The following is a 17,309-nucleotide window of genomic DNA, read 5'->3' on the forward strand; positions in this document are numbered from 1 at the left end:
TTTTAATTTCCATGCTAAAAATTTAACTTTGCTATCTCAACAGCAGATTTTGCATCTTTTGAATAATAGTCAGCTCCCATTTCCTCAGCATATTCCTCTGTCAAAACTGCACCACCTACAAATACCTTTGCATTTATTTCATTATCTCTTAATGCTTGAATTGTATCTTTCATACTTTGAACAGTTGTAGTCATAAGTGCACTCAATCCCACTAACTTTATATTTCTTTTTTTAGCAACCTCTACTACTTCTTCAATTGGAACATCTTTTCCTAGGTCTATAACTTCATATCCATAATTCTCTAGCATTATTTTTACTATATTTTTTCCAATATCATGAATATCCCCTTTTACTGTAGCAACTATTATTTTTCCTTTAGATACATTGTCACTACTTCTACTTAGTAAGGTTTCTTTTATTGTATTTAGTGAAGTTTTTACTGTTTCTGCTGATTGAATCAGTTGTGGTAAAAAGATGTCTCCACTATCGTATTTCTTTCCTACTCTATCAAGAGCTGGAATTAAAATTTTATCTAATATATAATTTTCATCCTTCTCTTTTAAAAGATTCAATGTTACATTTTTGGCTTCTTCTTTTAATCCTCTTTCAACTAAAACATCTAGTGACAAATCTTTATTAGCTTTAACAGTGGAATCAGACTGTTTTGAATTATTTATATTGCTATATTGATTTATGTAATTTATACATCCTTTATCTGTATTATTTAAGATTCTAAAAGAATTAACAGCCTCCATCATGCTATATTCGTTTGGATTTATAATTGCTAAGTCAAGCCCAGCTCCTAAAGCTAGTGTTAAAAAAGAGGCATTAAGTGCTTTTCTATTTGGAAGTCCAAATGAAATATTTGAAACCCCTAGTATAGTTTTTACCCCTAATGTCTTAACCATTGTTATGGCCTTTATAGTTTCTATTGCTTCCTCTTGTTGAGCTGAAACAGTTAGTGATAAACAATCTATAAATATATCTTTTGGTTTTATTCCATAAGAAACTGCTCTATCAACTATTTTTTTTGCTATTTCAAATCTTTCCTCAGCTTTTTTTGGTATACCTTTTTCGTCTAATGCAAGACCAACCACACATGCACCATACTTTTTAACTATTGGTAATATACTTTCTAAAGACTCTTCTTTGCCGTTTACAGAGTTTACGATTGTTCTACCATTATAATATCTAAGACCTTGTTCTAAAGCCTCTACATCGGAAGAATCGACTTGTAATGGTGTGTCTACTACTGCTTGAATCTCTTTTATTAACTTTGGCATTAATTTCTTTTCATCTATTTCTGGCAAACCAACATTCACACCTAATATTTGTGCCCCAGCACTTACTTGTTCTAGCCCTAAATTTATTGCATAATCTAAATTTTCATTTTTTAAAGCTTCTTGTAAAGATTTTCTACCTGTTGGATTTAATCTTTCTCCGACAACTGTAGGCGATTCTACTTCCACAAATTTTGATGGCGAACAAACTACACACTTATCAATCTTTTCGGTACTTCCCTTTTTAACAGAACTTATATTTTCAGATATTTCTTTTATAAAGCTTGGATTTGTGCCACAACATCCGCCTATTATAGTTGCTCCAGCTTCAACAAATTTTTTGACTCCCTCAAAAAATTCCTTTGCATCAACATCATATATAGCTTCTCCATCAACTATATTTGGTAAACCTGCATTTGCTTGAACCATTACAGGTATTGAAGCTCTTGACACGATTTTTTTTACTATTGGTAAAAGTTGTTTAGGACCTAATGAACAGTTTACTCCTATTGCGTCAACCCCCAGCCCTTCTATTGTAGCAACCATACTTTCTGGCATACATCCAGTAAAACTTCTCCCACTCTCATCAAATGTCATAGTACAGAAAACAGGTAAATCAGAATTCTCCTTAGCCGCTAAAACAGCAGCTTTAGCTTCATATAAGTCCATCATAGTCTCTATTACTATTACATCAGCTCCAGATTTAACACCCTGTAATACTTGTCTTTTAAATATCTCATATGCTCTGTCAAAGCTTAAAGTTCCCATAGGCTCTAACATTTCTCCTATAGGACCAATATCTAGTGCTACATATCTAGGTTTAGTGTTATCTACATTTTCTATAGCTTTTCTAGCCACTAAAATGGCATTGTCGATAACTTTTTCTACTGTATATTCACTATCTAATTTTAATTCATTACACCCAAAAGTATTTGTAAGAATTACATTTGAGCCTGCCTCTAAATATGATGTATGTATCTCTATAAGTTTTTCTGGATTTTGAAGACCAAATACTTCTGGATTTTCACCTATTTTTAACCCCTTTTGTTGAAGCATTGTTCCCATTGCACCATCAAATATTAATATATTATCCTTTAGATATTGTCTTATTTCCACAAGAATTCGCTCCTTTTCTATATGTACAATTTCTGTAGTTTTTACAATTTTCACACGATTTTTCTTTCTTTGATTTATCTATTTTTAAATTAGAAATGCCTATAATAGCTACTACTGATTTTCTTGGTATCATAATCCCATTTGATGTAATTGTGAGTCCTATTTGTTTTTGAGCATTTAAAACATTTAATATATCTATATTTTTCTCTATTGGTAAGTCCCCATATCCTGGGCTATATCGCATAGTTATAAATTTGTTTTGTTCTAAAAAAACCTTTTCTATGTTGTTTTGAACAATATCACATACTTCTTCTATTGCTGTTGTTCCACATGAATCAATTATTAGTCCTTTTGTTAAATCTGAGTAAGAGTATCTTTTTATTTCCTTTTCTACTTCTATTCCCAAAGTCGCTGCCATAATTACACATTCATCACAGTTTTTTAGAAGTTCATATATATCCTTACTCTTTAAAGTTAAATTTGTTCCCTCTAGTTCTACAATCTTATCTTTATTTATTTTGATAGGATAAATCCTAGATATATATCTAGGATTTATCTTGTTTTTGGCTGTTTCTATACATTCATCAATAGTTTCTTTAAGTTCTTTATCTATTTCTTGTCCTTTATATTGTAAATACCTTAAAACTTCACTTTGATTTATGCTTATACTTTCTCTTTCAATTAAATTATTCTCCATATATATTAAGAGAAAATCCTTTATCTAAAACATCTTTTGCATATTCTTTTGCTCCAAATAAAGATAAGTCTCTATAATTTCCACATTCTAAAGCTGTAGCAGCTGGCATTTTATCAGATTCAATTACTTTCTTTAATGCCTTTTCTAAACCATCTTTAACTGTCTTAGCATCTACATCTCCCCATAATATTAAATAAAATCCTGTTCTGCATCCCATTGGAGATAAGTCTATCACACCATCTAATGTCTCTCTTAAATAAGTTGCTAGTAAATGTTCTAAACCATGCATAGCAGCAGTTCCAAAGCTTTCTACATTTGGTTGTAAAAATCTCAAGTCAAATTTACTTATTTTATCTCCTTTAACTCCATCAAGTACACTGCACTTTCTCACAAAAGGAGCTTTAACTTTTGTATGGTCTAATTTAAAACTTTCTACTTTTTCCATTTTTGAATCCTCCATTATCACTTAAAAATTTGTTACTTTAAATCTATAAAAAAACTCTCCCTATCCACTATTGATAAGAAGAGTATATTATTTCCAATCATCTCATCGTTGTTAGCAGGACCACCTAATAAAAGGTTGGTATAGGTTCACTGAGCTAACTCTCTCCCCTAATTCTTGATAAGTATCTTATTAAACTGACTTAAATTATATATTACTTTTTTATTTTTGTAAACACTTTATGCTATAAATATTTGTGCATCTAAATCATACTTTTATCTTATTGCACAGTTTCTTGTATTATTGGTAGCTGTACCTCAAATACAGTTTGATGTATATTACTTGAAACAGTAATTTCCCCACCATGTAAATTCACAATATTTTTTGTAATTGCAAGACCTAATCCAGAACCTCCATCATTGCTATTTCTTGATTTTTCAACTCTATAGAATCTATCAAATATATTTGGTAAATCCAATACTGGAATGGGTTCTCCATAATTTATAACTTTTGCAATCGCCATATTTCCTTTTTTGGCAGTTACTATATCTACATAAATTCCTTCTTTTCCATATTTCATAGCATTGGTTATAAGATTTTCAAAAGCTCTCACCAATTTATTTGGGTCAGCATTTATAATTAATTTTTCTTCATTGAAGTTAACTCTACTAACCATAAATTCTTTTTTAAAATAAAATCCAAGTTGAGATACTATTTGACTTAATAGTTCTACCAAGTTTATATCTATTTTTTTTAATCTTATTGTATTATTTTGCATTTTTGTAAGTTCAAATAAATCATTTATAAGTATATTTAAACTTTTTGATTTCTCATATGCAATATTAACATAATACATCAACTGAACTTCATCTTTATACTTACCATCTTCTATCAATCCCAGATAACCCATTATTGAGGTTAAAGGAGTTCTTAAGTCATGCGAAACATTTGTTATTAAATCCGTTTTAGTCTGTTGAGCTTGTCTTTCTTCAACAGTTATATTTCTAAGTTGATAAACTATACTATTGATTTTATTTGCAAGTTCATCAATCTCATCAATTTTTTTATCACTTAATCCATTTGACTCATACTCAATATCTATACTTTTTTCTAAATCGCCTTCCTCCATTGAGTTTACAGCATCCATGATAATTTCTAGTTTTTTATTTTTGTTATCAGTATCTTTTAGAAAATTTACAAGTTTTTTATTTCTCTTGTATGACATTAATGAATAAATTGATAATGATGCTGTCAGAAATAAAACAGAATATAATGTACTGTCTCCTATAACAGCTCTAATGCCTCTTAAACTACGCATAAGGTAATTAATCGTAGATAAAGTAGTTCTAATATATAATATCTTTATTATATATACACTTGTTAACATAATCATTAGGGTTATAATACAACTTATTATAAAGTCTACTATAGGGCGAAACATATAATTTAATACACTCTTATTTTTCAATTTTATATCCTACCCCCCATACAGTATGAATTATTTTTTCTCCATCTGTATACTTTTCAATTTTATCTCTTATCCTACTCATATGAACCATTACAGTATTGTTAGATTGGTAGTATTGTTCTTTCCACACTTTTTCAAATATCTCTTCTGTACTATATACTCTACCTCTATTATTTGCTAGTAAATACAAGATATCAAATTCTCTTGATGTCAAAAATATATCCTTGCCAGCTACTGTTACACTATGTTTTTCCTTATCTATTAACACCACTCCTACTTCTATGACATCTTTATTTTCTTTGTCAGTACCACTAAAATAATACGCTCTTCTAAGTAATGCTTTTACTCTCACAGTAAGTTCAAGTGGATTAAATGGCTTTGTTAGATAGTCATCTGCACCCGTCATTATTCCTTGTATCTTGTCCATATCCTCTGATTTTGCACTCAGCATAAGTATTGGTATATTTAAACTTTCTCTAACTTTTCTACAAACTGCTATCCCATCCATCTTTGGCATCATTATATCCAATACCATCAGATGAATATTTTCTTTTTTTAAAATATCTAAAGCTTCTTGTCCATCTTTAGCTTTAATTACATTATATCCATCATTTAAAAGATATATCTCTACAAGGTCTCTTATTTCCTTTTCATCATCCACAACAAGAATTGTATCTTTCACTTTTTCACGTCCTAACTTACTTTAATATAGTTCTTACTCATCTAAAATTATACTATACTTAAAGTAGTCTAATCTATCAAATTTATTTATATTACATTTAGTAATATTATACAATTTATGTTATGTTGTTTTATTATTTGCTTTGTAAATATTCTTCCAAAGTTAACCCTTTTGAATAAATTTCCTCAGCGACATCCTTACCCACATATCTAATGTGCCATGGCTCATATGCTGTACCTGTTATATCTTCTTTACCTTTAGGATATCTTATTATAAATCCAAATTTATGAGCATTTTCTGCCAACCATATGGCTTCTTTTGTGCTTCCAACAAACCATCTTTCTGGATTTGTCAAGTCAATACACAGTCCAGATTGATGTTCACTATGTCCAGGTTTTGCTACATATGCATCGGCTTTTTCCTGACCTTGAGAATTTACTCTTCTTGTATAAGTATCTTGTTGAGTATCATAAGACCGATATGCTGAAGACCCTAAAAACTGTATTCCTTCTTCATTAGCTTGTCTAACTAAGTCTTCTACTGCTTTTGCAGGTTCTCCTGCCATTTGTTTTTCCTCTTCAGTAGCTTCTGGAACAAACTCTATATTTACTTTAGTAATATCTTTTGGCATATAATCTTTACTAAGTTCATTTGTCTTGTTTACCAATAATATATTATCTGCTATACTATTTGAGTGATTTTTTTTCTGAGAATTTGCTTCAACATCTTCTGATGAAGCAAATTGAGCAGTTCCAGTCAGTTCTTCATCTTTCAGAATTTTATCTTTAACTATAAACATACTTATAAATACTAATACTATAATGGCTAACATCAATTTTAATTTTTTCATGGTTAAATCGTCTCCTTTGTTATGTTTGTTAATGTTAATTTTAGAGTATAAGTTTTAAGTATTTTATAAGTAAACCTTAAGTTATTCTTAAGTTTATATTTTCAAATAAAGGATGGTGCTAAAAATGTCTATGCAAAAACTTCTTAGTAAAGCCCGTAAGGCTATACAAGACTTTGATATGATACAAGAAAATGATAAAATTGCAGTTGGTCTTTCTGGTGGAAAAGATAGTTTGACATTACTTCATATGCTTAAAAATTATCAACGATTTTCTCCACAAAAGTTTGAATTAATAGCTGTAACACTAAATCCTGGCGGAATTGATAACTCCCCATTAAATAAGTTATGCGAGGAAATAAATGTACCTTTTTATGAATTTCAAACTAATATAAAAGAAATCGTATTTGATATAAGAAAAGAAAAAAATCCTTGTGCATTATGTGCTAATTTAAGAAGAGGTGCTTTAAATGACAACTCAAAGAAACTTGGGTGCAACAAAGTAGCTCTAGGACACCATAAGGATGATGCTATTGAGACATTTTTAATGTCTATGTTTTATGAAGGAAGAGTTAATTGTTTTTCACCAAAGACATATTTAGATAGACAAGATTTAACTGTTATAAGACCTATGATTTACATAGAAGAATATATGACTAAGAAGATTTCAAAGGAGTGTAACTATCCTATCATAGCAAATCCATGTCCTGCAAATGGCCATACTAGGAGAGAATACATAAAAAATCTTATTGCTAATTTAAATAAAGAAATGCCAGATTTTAAAAGGAATGTATTTGGAGCTTTAAATAATTCAGAAAAACTTTTTATATGGGATAAAGAAAAGATAAAAAATATTTATTTAAAATAATTTAAATATAACATTAAATCGCTTTCATACATTGTATAAAAATTAATATCTTTATATAAAGAAATGCAAGATTGTATTAATTATAAATACTCTCTATTTATAATTGACACAATCTTGCTATATTATAATCTTTTATATTTTTATTATTTTTTATATCTATATTTTAATAGTTATTAATATTATTATCGATTCTAATAAATGTATTAACTATAACTTAAACTTTTTATATTCTTAACTCAATTTATTCTTAAAATTTCTATCCCTCTATATTTCATAAAAACAATATTCTATACTAGATTAGAATATTAAATTCGACTATCTCTGGTACATTAAAAAATCTAAACGGCAACTTTGTACTTCCAAGACCAGAACTCACATATAGATGATTTCCTTTTATATCATAAAATCCTTTAGTGTATTTCCTTCCATATGGAGGAGTGACTAAAGCTCCCTTGAAAGGCAATCTTATTTGACCGCCATGACTATGTCCAGATAAAACTAAATTCATGGTATCTTTACTGAGCATATCTACCAAATCTGGTTCATGTGCTAGCAATAAATTAAAACTATTATAATCAGTTTTACTTTCCAAATCTTGTATATTTGGGTTACCATTTAATATCTCATCAGCTCCAAGTATATTAATATACTTATTGTCTTCAAGTTTTATTTTCTTATTTTCATTAACTAAAAGATGAAAGTTAGAATTTTTCATAATTTGTCTATAATACCTAGGAAGTTCATACATATAATCATGATTACCAAATACTGAAAATTTTCCTAACCTTGCATTCATACTAGATAAAATCTTTGTAATTTCATCTATATCTGGATTTTTATTAGAATAATCAATTAAATCTCCAGTAAATACTAATATATCTGGATTTAAGGCATTCACCTTATTAGCTACTTTTTTGAGTTTATTAGTTGAATAAAAACTGCCTATTTGAGTATCTGAAATCTGAACTACTTTTATAGTCTCGTTCTCATTTTTTACTATATTTTCTTTAATCATGTTTCCATCTTCATTTATATTATATGTTTTCACAATTAATAGACTCGGTTCTATTGCAACTGAGTATATAAAAATTAAAACAAATATCAATATAAAAAATTTTAAAAAACGTTTTGTCTTTAATTTCAAAGTATCTACCTACTTATTTATTATATTAAACTATTTGAATTACAGACTCAACTTTGTCCATTTTTCTATCGTGTAATTTTGGCTTATTAGCTAAAAACCATTTATATGTTCTTGTAAGACCTTCTTTTAATAAAATATTTGGTATATAAAGACCATGTTCAATAAGCTTATTTATATCTAGATTAAAGTCTATATTCCTAAATGGGAAGTAAGTTCTCTCTCTAAACTCAACTTTTTCCATGTCTACATATTTTATAATAGGTTCCTTCCCAATAACTTCTCCACATGTATATATAAGTTCATCCCAAGATATTAACTGTGGATTTGTTACATTATACGCTTCTCTTACATGAGAATTTTTCATTACACTTTCTAGCACTTTTACTAAATCCCCAATATATATAAATTGATTGCTTACTTGTTTTCCTTTAGGTACTGGTATTTTTTCGTTTTTTTCTATTTTTTCAAAGAAATAATATTCTCTATACAAATTATTATTTTCCCCATATATATAAGTTGGCCTAATAATTATATATGGTATAGAGCTATTTATAACAAAATCTTCTGTTTCTTTTTTGTTAAGTCCATATTTACCCCAATTTTCATTTTCACCTTTTTCATTATCTTCTTTTACATTTCTTCCACTATCTTTGTATACGGCTCCTGCTGACAATACTATGTATTTTTTTAAATTATCTAAGTTTACAAAATCAATAAGATTACCAACATCCTCTTTTGTATATGCTGTCATATCATATATGTAATCATACTGTCTTCCATTGATAATGTTTTCCATATCTTTGCGTACTTTTCTATCGCAAATTAAGTGCTCTCTAAAACCTTTATAATCTATTTCCTTTTTACCATTCGTAAGTATATCTATTTGATACCCACATTTAATTAAACGCTTAGCAAGTGCAGAACCTATAAAGTCGCTTCCACCCATGATTAAAATAGATTTCATTTCAAGTGCATCCTCCTCTTTTTTAAATGGCTTCCTTAATTATAATATCATATTTTTAAATATGCTACACCATTTTGTATTGTTTTTGTCTATAAAAGATATTTATAGCAAAATATCTTTTATAGATTTAACACTTTCGACAATATAAGTAGGATTACTTTTACTAATCTCATCAAAAGAGCCATATCCATACAATACACCTATAGAATCTACACCTATTTTATTAGCTCCAATTATATCGTATTTTCTATCGCCAATCATAATGACCTTATCTTTATCTGTTACATCACACAAATCTAACACATATTCTATAACTTCATTTTTATTTACTCTTGTACCATCAAGATTACTGCCTGCGATATATTTAAAATATCTATCTATACCAAAATATTTAAGTATGGTTTCTGCAAAAACTGTTGGTTTAGAAGTAGCCAATAATAATGTTTTTCCATTTTCATAAAGTATTTTTAAAGTCTCTTTTATATCTTTATAAATTTTATTTTCAAATATTCCTCTGTCAGAAAAGTATTCTCTATACTTTTCAACAGCTTCTGTTGCCTTTTCATCTTCAAATTTATAATAGTCTTTAAAAGTAGCATGTAGGGGTGGCCCTATAAATTGTTCTAAGTTATCCAATTCTTCTTCTATCCCAAAACTACTTAAAGAATATTGAATAGACTTTGTTATTCCTTCTTTAGGGTCTGTAAGTGTTCCATCCAGGTCAAATAACACTATTTCATAATTTTTTTTCATATTTAAATCCTCCACTTTTTATAAAAATAATACTTTATCTTTTGAGTTTATCTATTTTAAAAAGCTATAGTAATAGAATCTTAATCTAATACTATAGCTTAAATAATAATCAAATCTTATATGTTGTCTTTAAACTAAATTTAAACAGTTTTATTTAACTGTTATAGCTGAAACTGGACATCCTTCTTCTGCTTCTTTACATAAATCCTGTAATTCTGCTGGTATTTCTCCTTCAATTGCAACTGAATGACCTTCATCACTCATACTAAAAACGTCTGGACATGTTCCTATACACGCTCCACAAGCTACACATACATCCTTATCAACAAATGCTTTCATACTAAAATACCTCCCCTAAAATTATAATTATTGTTCCTTACATATTTATCCAATATATACTAATTTAAACATATTTTTCCTTTTTTATCAATATGACTTAATTTATTACAGTCCCATCATACCAATGTCTATAAACTTCACTACTTTTCATCCATGATTTTATAGTATATTGTAAGCTCAATTTTTTATTTAGCATTAGTTCATTATTATTATAATCTGTTATAATTTCTTTACTATCATCTATTGTAAATATTGTAAAATCGCCTTCTCCACCAACTTTTATCCTACCTTGACTTCCTTGCAAATTAAAAACTTTTGTTGGATATTCAGTTACTTTTTCTATACATTTTTCTAGAGGTATACCAAGTTCCATAATTTTATTTACAACATTTAAAAGAGAATAATGTATATCTTTCATATTTTTTATATGCATATCTGTACTTATTAAATCTGGCTCTAATCCTTGATTTACTGCTTTTTTAAAGACTTCAAAGTCAAACTGTTCTAACCCATGACATACATCAAATAATACACCTCTATCTTTTGCATTTAATACAGATTCTCTCAAGCCACCAGATTCATTAAATATTCCATTTGTGCTATTTCCATATACAGGTGTAACTATATCTCCCTTTCCTAAAATATTCATTACTTCATCTATATATGATGGATACTCCCCTATATATACCACTAATGGTAAATTTAATTTTTCTGCAATTTGTTTTGACTTTTTAATTATATCTATACCATCTGTACTAGATTGAAATTTACTTGCTTTTACTTTTATACCCTTTATCTTTTCCATATTTTTTTCTACAATGGACTCAATGTTATCAAAATTTATAACATCTAAAGATGTTGATTCATTCAATATATTTAATCCCTCATTAGTTACATTTAAAAATGAATATACTTCAGTCTTACATTCATCCATATATTTTTTCTTAAAATCGTAGTAATTTACAGGACCTGCTGTACCTGCATCAAATATAACTGTTGAACCTTTTTCAATTCCAATTGAATCAGAATCCATACCTGTAGGTAATTTTCTCTTATAACAATGGGTATGAACATCTATAAATCCAGGAGAAATATACATGTTATTAGCATTTATTATCTCAAACTCTTTGTTTATGAGTATTTTTTCTTTTCTTATCATTTCTTTAAGATTTAATCCAATATCATATATCTTTCCATGTAAAACTAAGATATCTCTTTTTTCAAATTTGATACCATCCTTTGGAGATATTATTGTCCCATTCCTTATAAGTAAGTTTTTCATTTATTCCACATCCTAATTACAGTATAATTTCTCTAATAGTTTTTTCTTACATAAAGAAAATAAGTCTAAAAATAAAAATATTCTAGACTTATTCATTATATTATACTATATTAATTATATTAAATTAAATAAAAACTTGGACTTACTTTAAAAAACAATTTAGTATTTGTTGTTCTGCTTCTTCTTCTGTAAGGCCTAATGTCATCATCTTTAAAATTTGGTCTCCTGCAATCTTTCCAATTGCTGCTTCATGTACTAAAAGAGCATCTGGATGATTTGCAGCAATTTCAGGTATCGCACTAATTTGAGAATTGCCCATAATTATTGAGTCACATTGAACATGTGCAGAACAAAGAGAATCCCCAATAACACAAGGATTAAACTTTTGTTTAGAGTTATCTTGACCAACTGTACGAGAAATTACTTGAGCAGAAGAATTTTCACCTTCCAATATAACCTTCATATTAGATTCTGCAACTTGATTTCCATGAGTTAACAACTTTTCAAATACAACTATCTTTGCTCCTTTACCTAAAGTAGCATCCATTTCTCTTTTAGTTGAATCAACACCTTTAATCTGAATTGTTTCCATTTCACAATATGAATCTTCGCCCATATTAACAATCGTAACTGGATTTAAAATTCTTTTTCCTTCTCCATCACCTTCGCCATAATGTTTTTCCACATATTTTAGACGAGCTCCTTTATGTAAGAAGAATCTATGTATTCCATTGTGTTCACTGTCATCATTACCACAATTATGTATACCACAACCAGCAATTATAACAACATCCGCATTTTCTCCAATTTCAAAATCATTATAAACCATGTCTTGTACACCAGCTTCTGTTACTATTACTGGTATATGAACATTTTCTCCTTTAGTATTTGGTTTTACTATAATATCAATTCCAGGTTTATCAGTCTTTGGAGCTATAGTTACATTTTCAGTTGAATGTCTTTCTATACCTTGTCCATTTTTACGTATATTGTATGCTCCTAATGGAGTTCCGCGAAGTTCAGCAACTTTTTCTAAAAGATTTAAGTCTATTTTGTTCATTTAATTTGCCTTCCTTTCTAATTAATTCATATCTTTCATTAATTCACAATTTGAATTAACTTGGCACATGATTTCAGGTAATATAGCATCTTTTGTTCCATGGCTTTTTACTGAACCATCTTGTAAAACAATTATTTCATCAGCTAACTCTAATATTCTTTCTTGGTGAGAAATTATGATTATAGTTTGGTCAGATTCCCCATGAATTTTCTTAAAACTTTCATTAAGCTTTCCAAAACTCCAAAGGTCTATACCTGCTTCAGGTTCGTCAAATATAGAAACCTTTAAATCTCTAGCAAAAAGAGTTGCTATCTCGATTCTTTTCATTTCCCCTCCAGAAAGAGAGTTATCAACTTCACGATTTAAATAATCTTTTGAACACAATCCAACATCTGTAAGATATTGACAACACACATCAGTAGACAATGGTTTTCCATGAGCAAGAGTAAGCAGGTTTTCAACTGTCATCCCTTTTATTCTTGGTGGTTGTTGAAATGCGTATCCTATTCCTTTTTTTGCTCTTTCTGTGATACTAAGATTAGTTATATCTTCTCCATCTAAAAGTATTTGACCACTAGTGGCTTTTTCAATTCCCATAATAAGCTTAGCAATTGTGGATTTTCCTCCACCATTTGGACCTGTGATAACAATAAGTTTGCCTTTTTCAAATGAAAGGCTAACATCATTTATTATTCCTAGCTCCTCATTGTTAGACTCGACATTAAAGGAAAGATTTTTTATTTCAAGCATAATACCCCTCTTTTCTGTAAAATATTACATTTATATCCATTCTTTTATTATATCAGTACTTTTTATATCTCAGCAACTCTAAGGGATAAAATATATATTAAATATAAAACAAATTTATTAAAAAATAAAAAAGATGAGTTTTTCTAACTCATCTTTAAAAATCAGTATTATTTAATTATATATGTATCTAAAAATTAACCTTCTATATACTCTAGTATTATTTTTTGATTATCTTTTAACATAATTTCTTCTTTTTTAGATTCAATCCCATTCTTTTTTATTTTTACTTCAGCTACAAAAGCGTCATTACCCTCAACCATTTCTAATAATTCATACGCTTTTTTACGTCCTATTTTAGTTGCTATATCTTTTAGCACTGCCATTTTCTTAAACATTTCATCACCTCTACTCAAATTTTACAATTGATTTTTAACTATATAATTATAGTTTAATACTAAATTATAATTATTATTGTCTCTAATTATATCAGATATTGAGTAAATTTAACACTTTGCAAAATTATTTATCCTCTCTGACTAAGTAAGAATTTCCATCTTGGTCTTTAAAAGAAAACATTCTTCCATAAGGCATCTCCATTAATTCTCCTACTTCAACTTTATTCTTTGCCATCTGTTCATAAGTTCCATTAATATCTCTTGTACTTAAAATTATTGATGGATGCGATAAACTTACATCTTGATTTTGCTTCATCATCAAATTTTTATCATACAATACAAATGTTGTAAATTCATTTTTACTTGGTGCTACTTCCACCCATTTCATATTTGGACCCATTTCTTTTTCATAAGTTACCACAAAGTTTAATTTTTCTGTCCAAAACAATTTTGCATCCTCTTGATTATTTACATAGAGAGTTATTTTTCCTATTTTATTTATCATAAAAATACCCACCTTTATTATTAAATAAATATCTAATATTTTTTATATTTAATAATATACCCATATATATTATTTTCTATAGATATATACTTATAATATTTATCGCCAAATTATGTAATTCTATACAATATATAATTTATAGTATCCATATAATTATAGCCTTAATTTACATATTTTAATTTTTCTATATATCATACTTATAATTATGATATTCTCTAAATAAAAAATCACTTTTAAATAGAATTTACTATCTAAAAGTGATTTTTTATATTCTATGCAACTTTATGTTTTAGCCACTTCGTTCCTCTTAATCTCAAACAATATAAGGTTCCTCTAACAAGCCAATCTGTATACATACCTATCCAAATTCCTAGCACTCCAAATTCTAATACAACCCCTAATACGTAGCCTGTAAAAATCCTAAAAATCCACATTCCTATTACAGCTGTCATCATTGTATATCTAGTATCTCCAGCTCCTTTTAGACCTGCGGATAGTACAAAGGATATAGGCCATATTACCATAGCTAAACAATCACTTCGAATTAATTGTGTTGATACATCAATTACATTAGAGTTTTGAGTATACATGCTTGAAATCCATGGTGCAATTGGTATAAATATAGCACCTACTGCAAATAAACAAACTGTTGCAAATTTAGTTAGATATAACAAAGTGCTCTTAGCCCCTTTGATGTCTCCCCGTCCTATATATTGCCCCACCAAAGTCGTAGCAGACAGGGCTAATGCATTTCCAATTACATTTATAATAGATGCAATTGACATTCCTATTGCGTTTGATGCAATTGCTGATGTTCCCATAGTAACTATAAATACTTGAACAATCAATTTACCTGCATTAAAAAGTAATTGTTCAACCCCTGCTGGTATACCTATATTAAATATAGATTTTTGAGTTTCAACATCAATCTTAAATGGAAATATTTTACCTATAGATATAAATTCATTTCCTTTAAATAAAGCTCTTATAATAACTATACATCCAATTATTCTAGCTATGGCAATAGACATAGCTGCTCCTGTTATGCCATAAGAAGGTGTCTGTAAATTTATCCCTAAAGTATTTAAATCAACACCATATATAAGTATATATCCTAATGTTACATTTACTATATTCATAAACATAGTCACATACATAGGTTTCTTTACATCTCCACAACCCCTTAGAATACCATTTGCTATCTGCTGTGTTGCAATAAATGGATAGGTGAATAATGTAAACTCTATGTACAGTTTTGCATTTGATTTTACCAATTCTTCTGCTGAACCATAAAACAAATTGATTACACCTGTTCTAAAAATCCACATTAATATTGTTATTGTAAGTGATAATATTACACCAGATATTAATGCTTGCTTGATAGTTTCATTTACTTTTTCAGTATCTCTTTTTCCTATTTGTTGAGCTACAACAACAGTAGCACCAACAGATAGCGCAGCAAATACAGATATAAATATATTATTGATTGAATCAACCATTCCAACTGCAGATACAGCCTCTTCCCCAATATGACCTGCCATCATTGTATTAAATACCCCTAGAAGCATAACAAATGTCTGCTCTATCATTATAGGAATCGCTAATTTTATAACATTCTTCCTTATAAACATCCCTTTTCCTCTTTTCCCTCTTTATATAAATTTAATTTTTAATTATTTTATCGAACTATGAATTGATACCATAAGGTTTAGAATTGTATTTTTAACGTTATAATATACTGTGTTCAAATAATATAAATCTTGTTTAATATCATTTGAACACAGTATATCTTTATAATTATCTTATGTTTATTATTTTTTATGGATACTAGATTTAAAATATTTATGAGTTAAATTAACTGATTAATATAGCTGGATATCAAATGCAATCACTGTATTTCGATAATATTGTACCACTATTATATAACAATAACAATAAACATATTTTTTATTAGCTTCATAAAATTTTTTGTAATGGACATGGTCATTTAAGTCACATCTACTAAAAACAAATTTATAAAATCTTATAATATATCTGTAACAAAATCACATCAATTTAAATATTGTATCTTATAGACTCTTTTTAGGATGTGATAATTTGGTTAATTTGAATGCTAATAATTTAAATGTAAATATGGTTTACCCTATTTCTGCCACAGCACCTATACGTTTCAGAAGATATACTGTTTCATACTTAGAAAACATGGAAAATATTTATTTAACTATAGCAACATACTTTGATACACTTGGTTTAGGTACAGTAAGTATTGACAAAGTTTATGGTCAATGGGCTTGGTTCATTGATAATATATATGACTTAAATCTATTTGTTTTTGTAGGAAACTATCCTTATCAAATTGCTAGAAATAGATATGATACCTTTGTTGATATTTTACCAGTAGCTATTACTTCTATTGTCAATGGAGATAGAATATTTTTAACTTCAAATCCTTGTTTGTTAAACTCAAAGATTACAGTTAGATTTATATCTAGCCATCCTACTCTTAATAGAACAGTTGATTATGGCAATATTAGAGATTTTATTTTTTAACAGTACAACATGATGTGCTCTTTAAAACAATGTAACCCTTTAGATAATAATATTAATTTAACATAACGACCTTAGCTAGTACATCATGTTTAACTGTTACAAATTTATAATAACTTTTCTTATTAAATAGTATTTAAGTTTTTGGGTAGTTAATATATTTTACTTAC

General features: G+C 28.2%; 18 protein-coding genes. 2 read left to right on the forward strand and 16 right to left on the reverse strand.

What is annotated here, in order from left to right; genetic code table 11:
• Nucleotides 1-14: 14 nt before the first annotated feature.
• From KGF36_RS14125 to KGF36_RS14150, 6 genes are all read right to left on the reverse strand, one after another.
• Entirely contained in the window at nucleotides 15-2,396 is a 2,382-nt protein-coding gene (locus tag KGF36_RS14125; protein ID WP_227828642.1) for a homocysteine S-methyltransferase family protein, read from the reverse strand.
• On the reverse strand, nucleotides 2,368-3,093 hold the full coding sequence (locus tag KGF36_RS14130) for a vitamin B12 dependent-methionine synthase activation domain-containing protein (protein WP_227828641.1): 726 nt from the start codon (nucleotides 3,091-3,093) through the stop codon (nucleotides 2,368-2,370). Before KGF36_RS14130 ends, KGF36_RS14125 begins: the two co-directional genes overlap by 29 nt.
• Nucleotides 3,083-3,538 (reverse strand): S-ribosylhomocysteine lyase, encoded by a 456-nt coding sequence (locus KGF36_RS14135; RefSeq protein WP_227828640.1) that lies wholly within the window; start codon nucleotides 3,536-3,538, stop codon nucleotides 3,083-3,085. Before KGF36_RS14135 ends, KGF36_RS14130 begins: the two co-directional genes overlap by 11 nt.
• 277 nt (nucleotides 3,539-3,815) lie before the next feature.
• On the reverse strand, nucleotides 3,816-5,003 hold the full coding sequence (locus KGF36_RS14140; RefSeq protein WP_227828639.1) for a sensor histidine kinase: 1,188 nt from the start codon (nucleotides 5,001-5,003) through the stop codon (nucleotides 3,816-3,818).
• Entirely contained in the window at nucleotides 4,993-5,685 is a 693-nt protein-coding gene (locus tag KGF36_RS14145; protein WP_227828638.1) for a response regulator transcription factor, read from the reverse strand. Before KGF36_RS14145 ends, KGF36_RS14140 begins: the two co-directional genes overlap by 11 nt.
• 133 nt (nucleotides 5,686-5,818) lie before the next feature.
• Nucleotides 5,819-6,535: a M15 family metallopeptidase gene (locus KGF36_RS14150; RefSeq protein ID WP_227828637.1), complete on the reverse strand. Its 717-nt coding sequence runs from the start codon at nucleotides 6,533-6,535 to the stop codon at nucleotides 5,819-5,821.
• A gap of 124 nt (nucleotides 6,536-6,659) precedes the next feature.
• On the opposite strand from KGF36_RS14150, the gene KGF36_RS14155 reads away from it, so the two are divergent.
• Entirely contained in the window at nucleotides 6,660-7,400 is a 741-nt protein-coding gene (locus tag KGF36_RS14155; RefSeq protein WP_227854803.1) for an ATP-binding protein, read from the forward strand.
• A 292-nt stretch (nucleotides 7,401-7,692) separates the two neighbouring features.
• Here the strand turns inward: KGF36_RS14155 and KGF36_RS14160 are convergent, their stop codons facing one another.
• The 10 genes from KGF36_RS14160 to KGF36_RS14205 all read right to left on the reverse strand — a co-directional run bounded on the left by KGF36_RS14160 (nucleotide 7,693) and on the right by KGF36_RS14205 (nucleotide 16,223).
• The gene (locus KGF36_RS14160) at nucleotides 7,693-8,544 is read right to left on the reverse strand and encodes a metallophosphoesterase (protein ID WP_227854804.1); all 852 of its coding nucleotides are present in this window, start codon (nucleotides 8,542-8,544) and stop codon (nucleotides 7,693-7,695) included.
• A gap of 25 nt (nucleotides 8,545-8,569) precedes the next feature.
• Nucleotides 8,570-9,508: an SDR family oxidoreductase gene (locus tag KGF36_RS14165; RefSeq protein ID WP_227828634.1), complete on the reverse strand. Its 939-nt coding sequence runs from the start codon at nucleotides 9,506-9,508 to the stop codon at nucleotides 8,570-8,572.
• Nucleotides 9,509-9,610: 102 nt separating this feature from the next.
• A complete protein-coding gene (locus KGF36_RS14170) occupies nucleotides 9,611-10,261 on the reverse strand; it encodes an HAD family hydrolase (protein WP_227828633.1) in 651 nt (216 codons plus the stop codon).
• Between the two features lie 150 nt (nucleotides 10,262-10,411).
• Complete coding sequence (locus tag KGF36_RS14175; protein WP_227436432.1) at nucleotides 10,412-10,600, reverse strand: ferredoxin; 189 nt, start codon at nucleotides 10,598-10,600, stop codon at nucleotides 10,412-10,414.
• Nucleotides 10,601-10,697: 97 nt separating this feature from the next.
• Nucleotides 10,698-11,882, reverse strand: coding sequence for an amidohydrolase family protein (locus tag KGF36_RS14180; protein ID WP_227828632.1), 1,185 nt, complete (start codon nucleotides 11,880-11,882; stop codon nucleotides 10,698-10,700).
• A 142-nt stretch (nucleotides 11,883-12,024) separates the two neighbouring features.
• A complete protein-coding gene (locus KGF36_RS14185; protein WP_227436436.1) occupies nucleotides 12,025-12,942 on the reverse strand; it encodes a SufB/SufD family protein in 918 nt (305 codons plus the stop codon).
• A gap of 21 nt (nucleotides 12,943-12,963) precedes the next feature.
• On the reverse strand, nucleotides 12,964-13,692 hold the full coding sequence (locus tag KGF36_RS14190) for an ABC transporter ATP-binding protein (protein ID WP_227825061.1): 729 nt from the start codon (nucleotides 13,690-13,692) through the stop codon (nucleotides 12,964-12,966).
• Between the two features lie 194 nt (nucleotides 13,693-13,886).
• Nucleotides 13,887-14,087: a hypothetical protein gene (locus KGF36_RS14195; protein WP_003420681.1), complete on the reverse strand. Its 201-nt coding sequence runs from the start codon at nucleotides 14,085-14,087 to the stop codon at nucleotides 13,887-13,889.
• Nucleotides 14,088-14,211: 124 nt separating this feature from the next.
• Nucleotides 14,212-14,592 (reverse strand): VOC family protein, encoded by a 381-nt coding sequence (locus KGF36_RS14200; RefSeq protein WP_227828631.1) that lies wholly within the window; start codon nucleotides 14,590-14,592, stop codon nucleotides 14,212-14,214.
• 272 nt (nucleotides 14,593-14,864) lie between these two features.
• Nucleotides 14,865-16,223 (reverse strand): MATE family efflux transporter, encoded by a 1,359-nt coding sequence (locus tag KGF36_RS14205; protein ID WP_227828630.1) that lies wholly within the window; start codon nucleotides 16,221-16,223, stop codon nucleotides 14,865-14,867.
• A gap of 466 nt (nucleotides 16,224-16,689) precedes the next feature.
• Between KGF36_RS14205 and KGF36_RS14210 the strand changes: the two genes are divergently transcribed.
• Nucleotides 16,690-17,142, forward strand: coding sequence for a staygreen family protein (locus KGF36_RS14210; RefSeq protein ID WP_227828629.1), 453 nt, complete (start codon nucleotides 16,690-16,692; stop codon nucleotides 17,140-17,142).
• The last annotated feature ends 167 nt before the right edge of the window (nucleotides 17,143-17,309 follow it).

This window comes from Clostridioides sp. ZZV14-6009 (assembly GCF_020658095.1).
Lineage (GTDB): Bacteria > Bacillota > Clostridia > Peptostreptococcales > Peptostreptococcaceae > Clostridioides.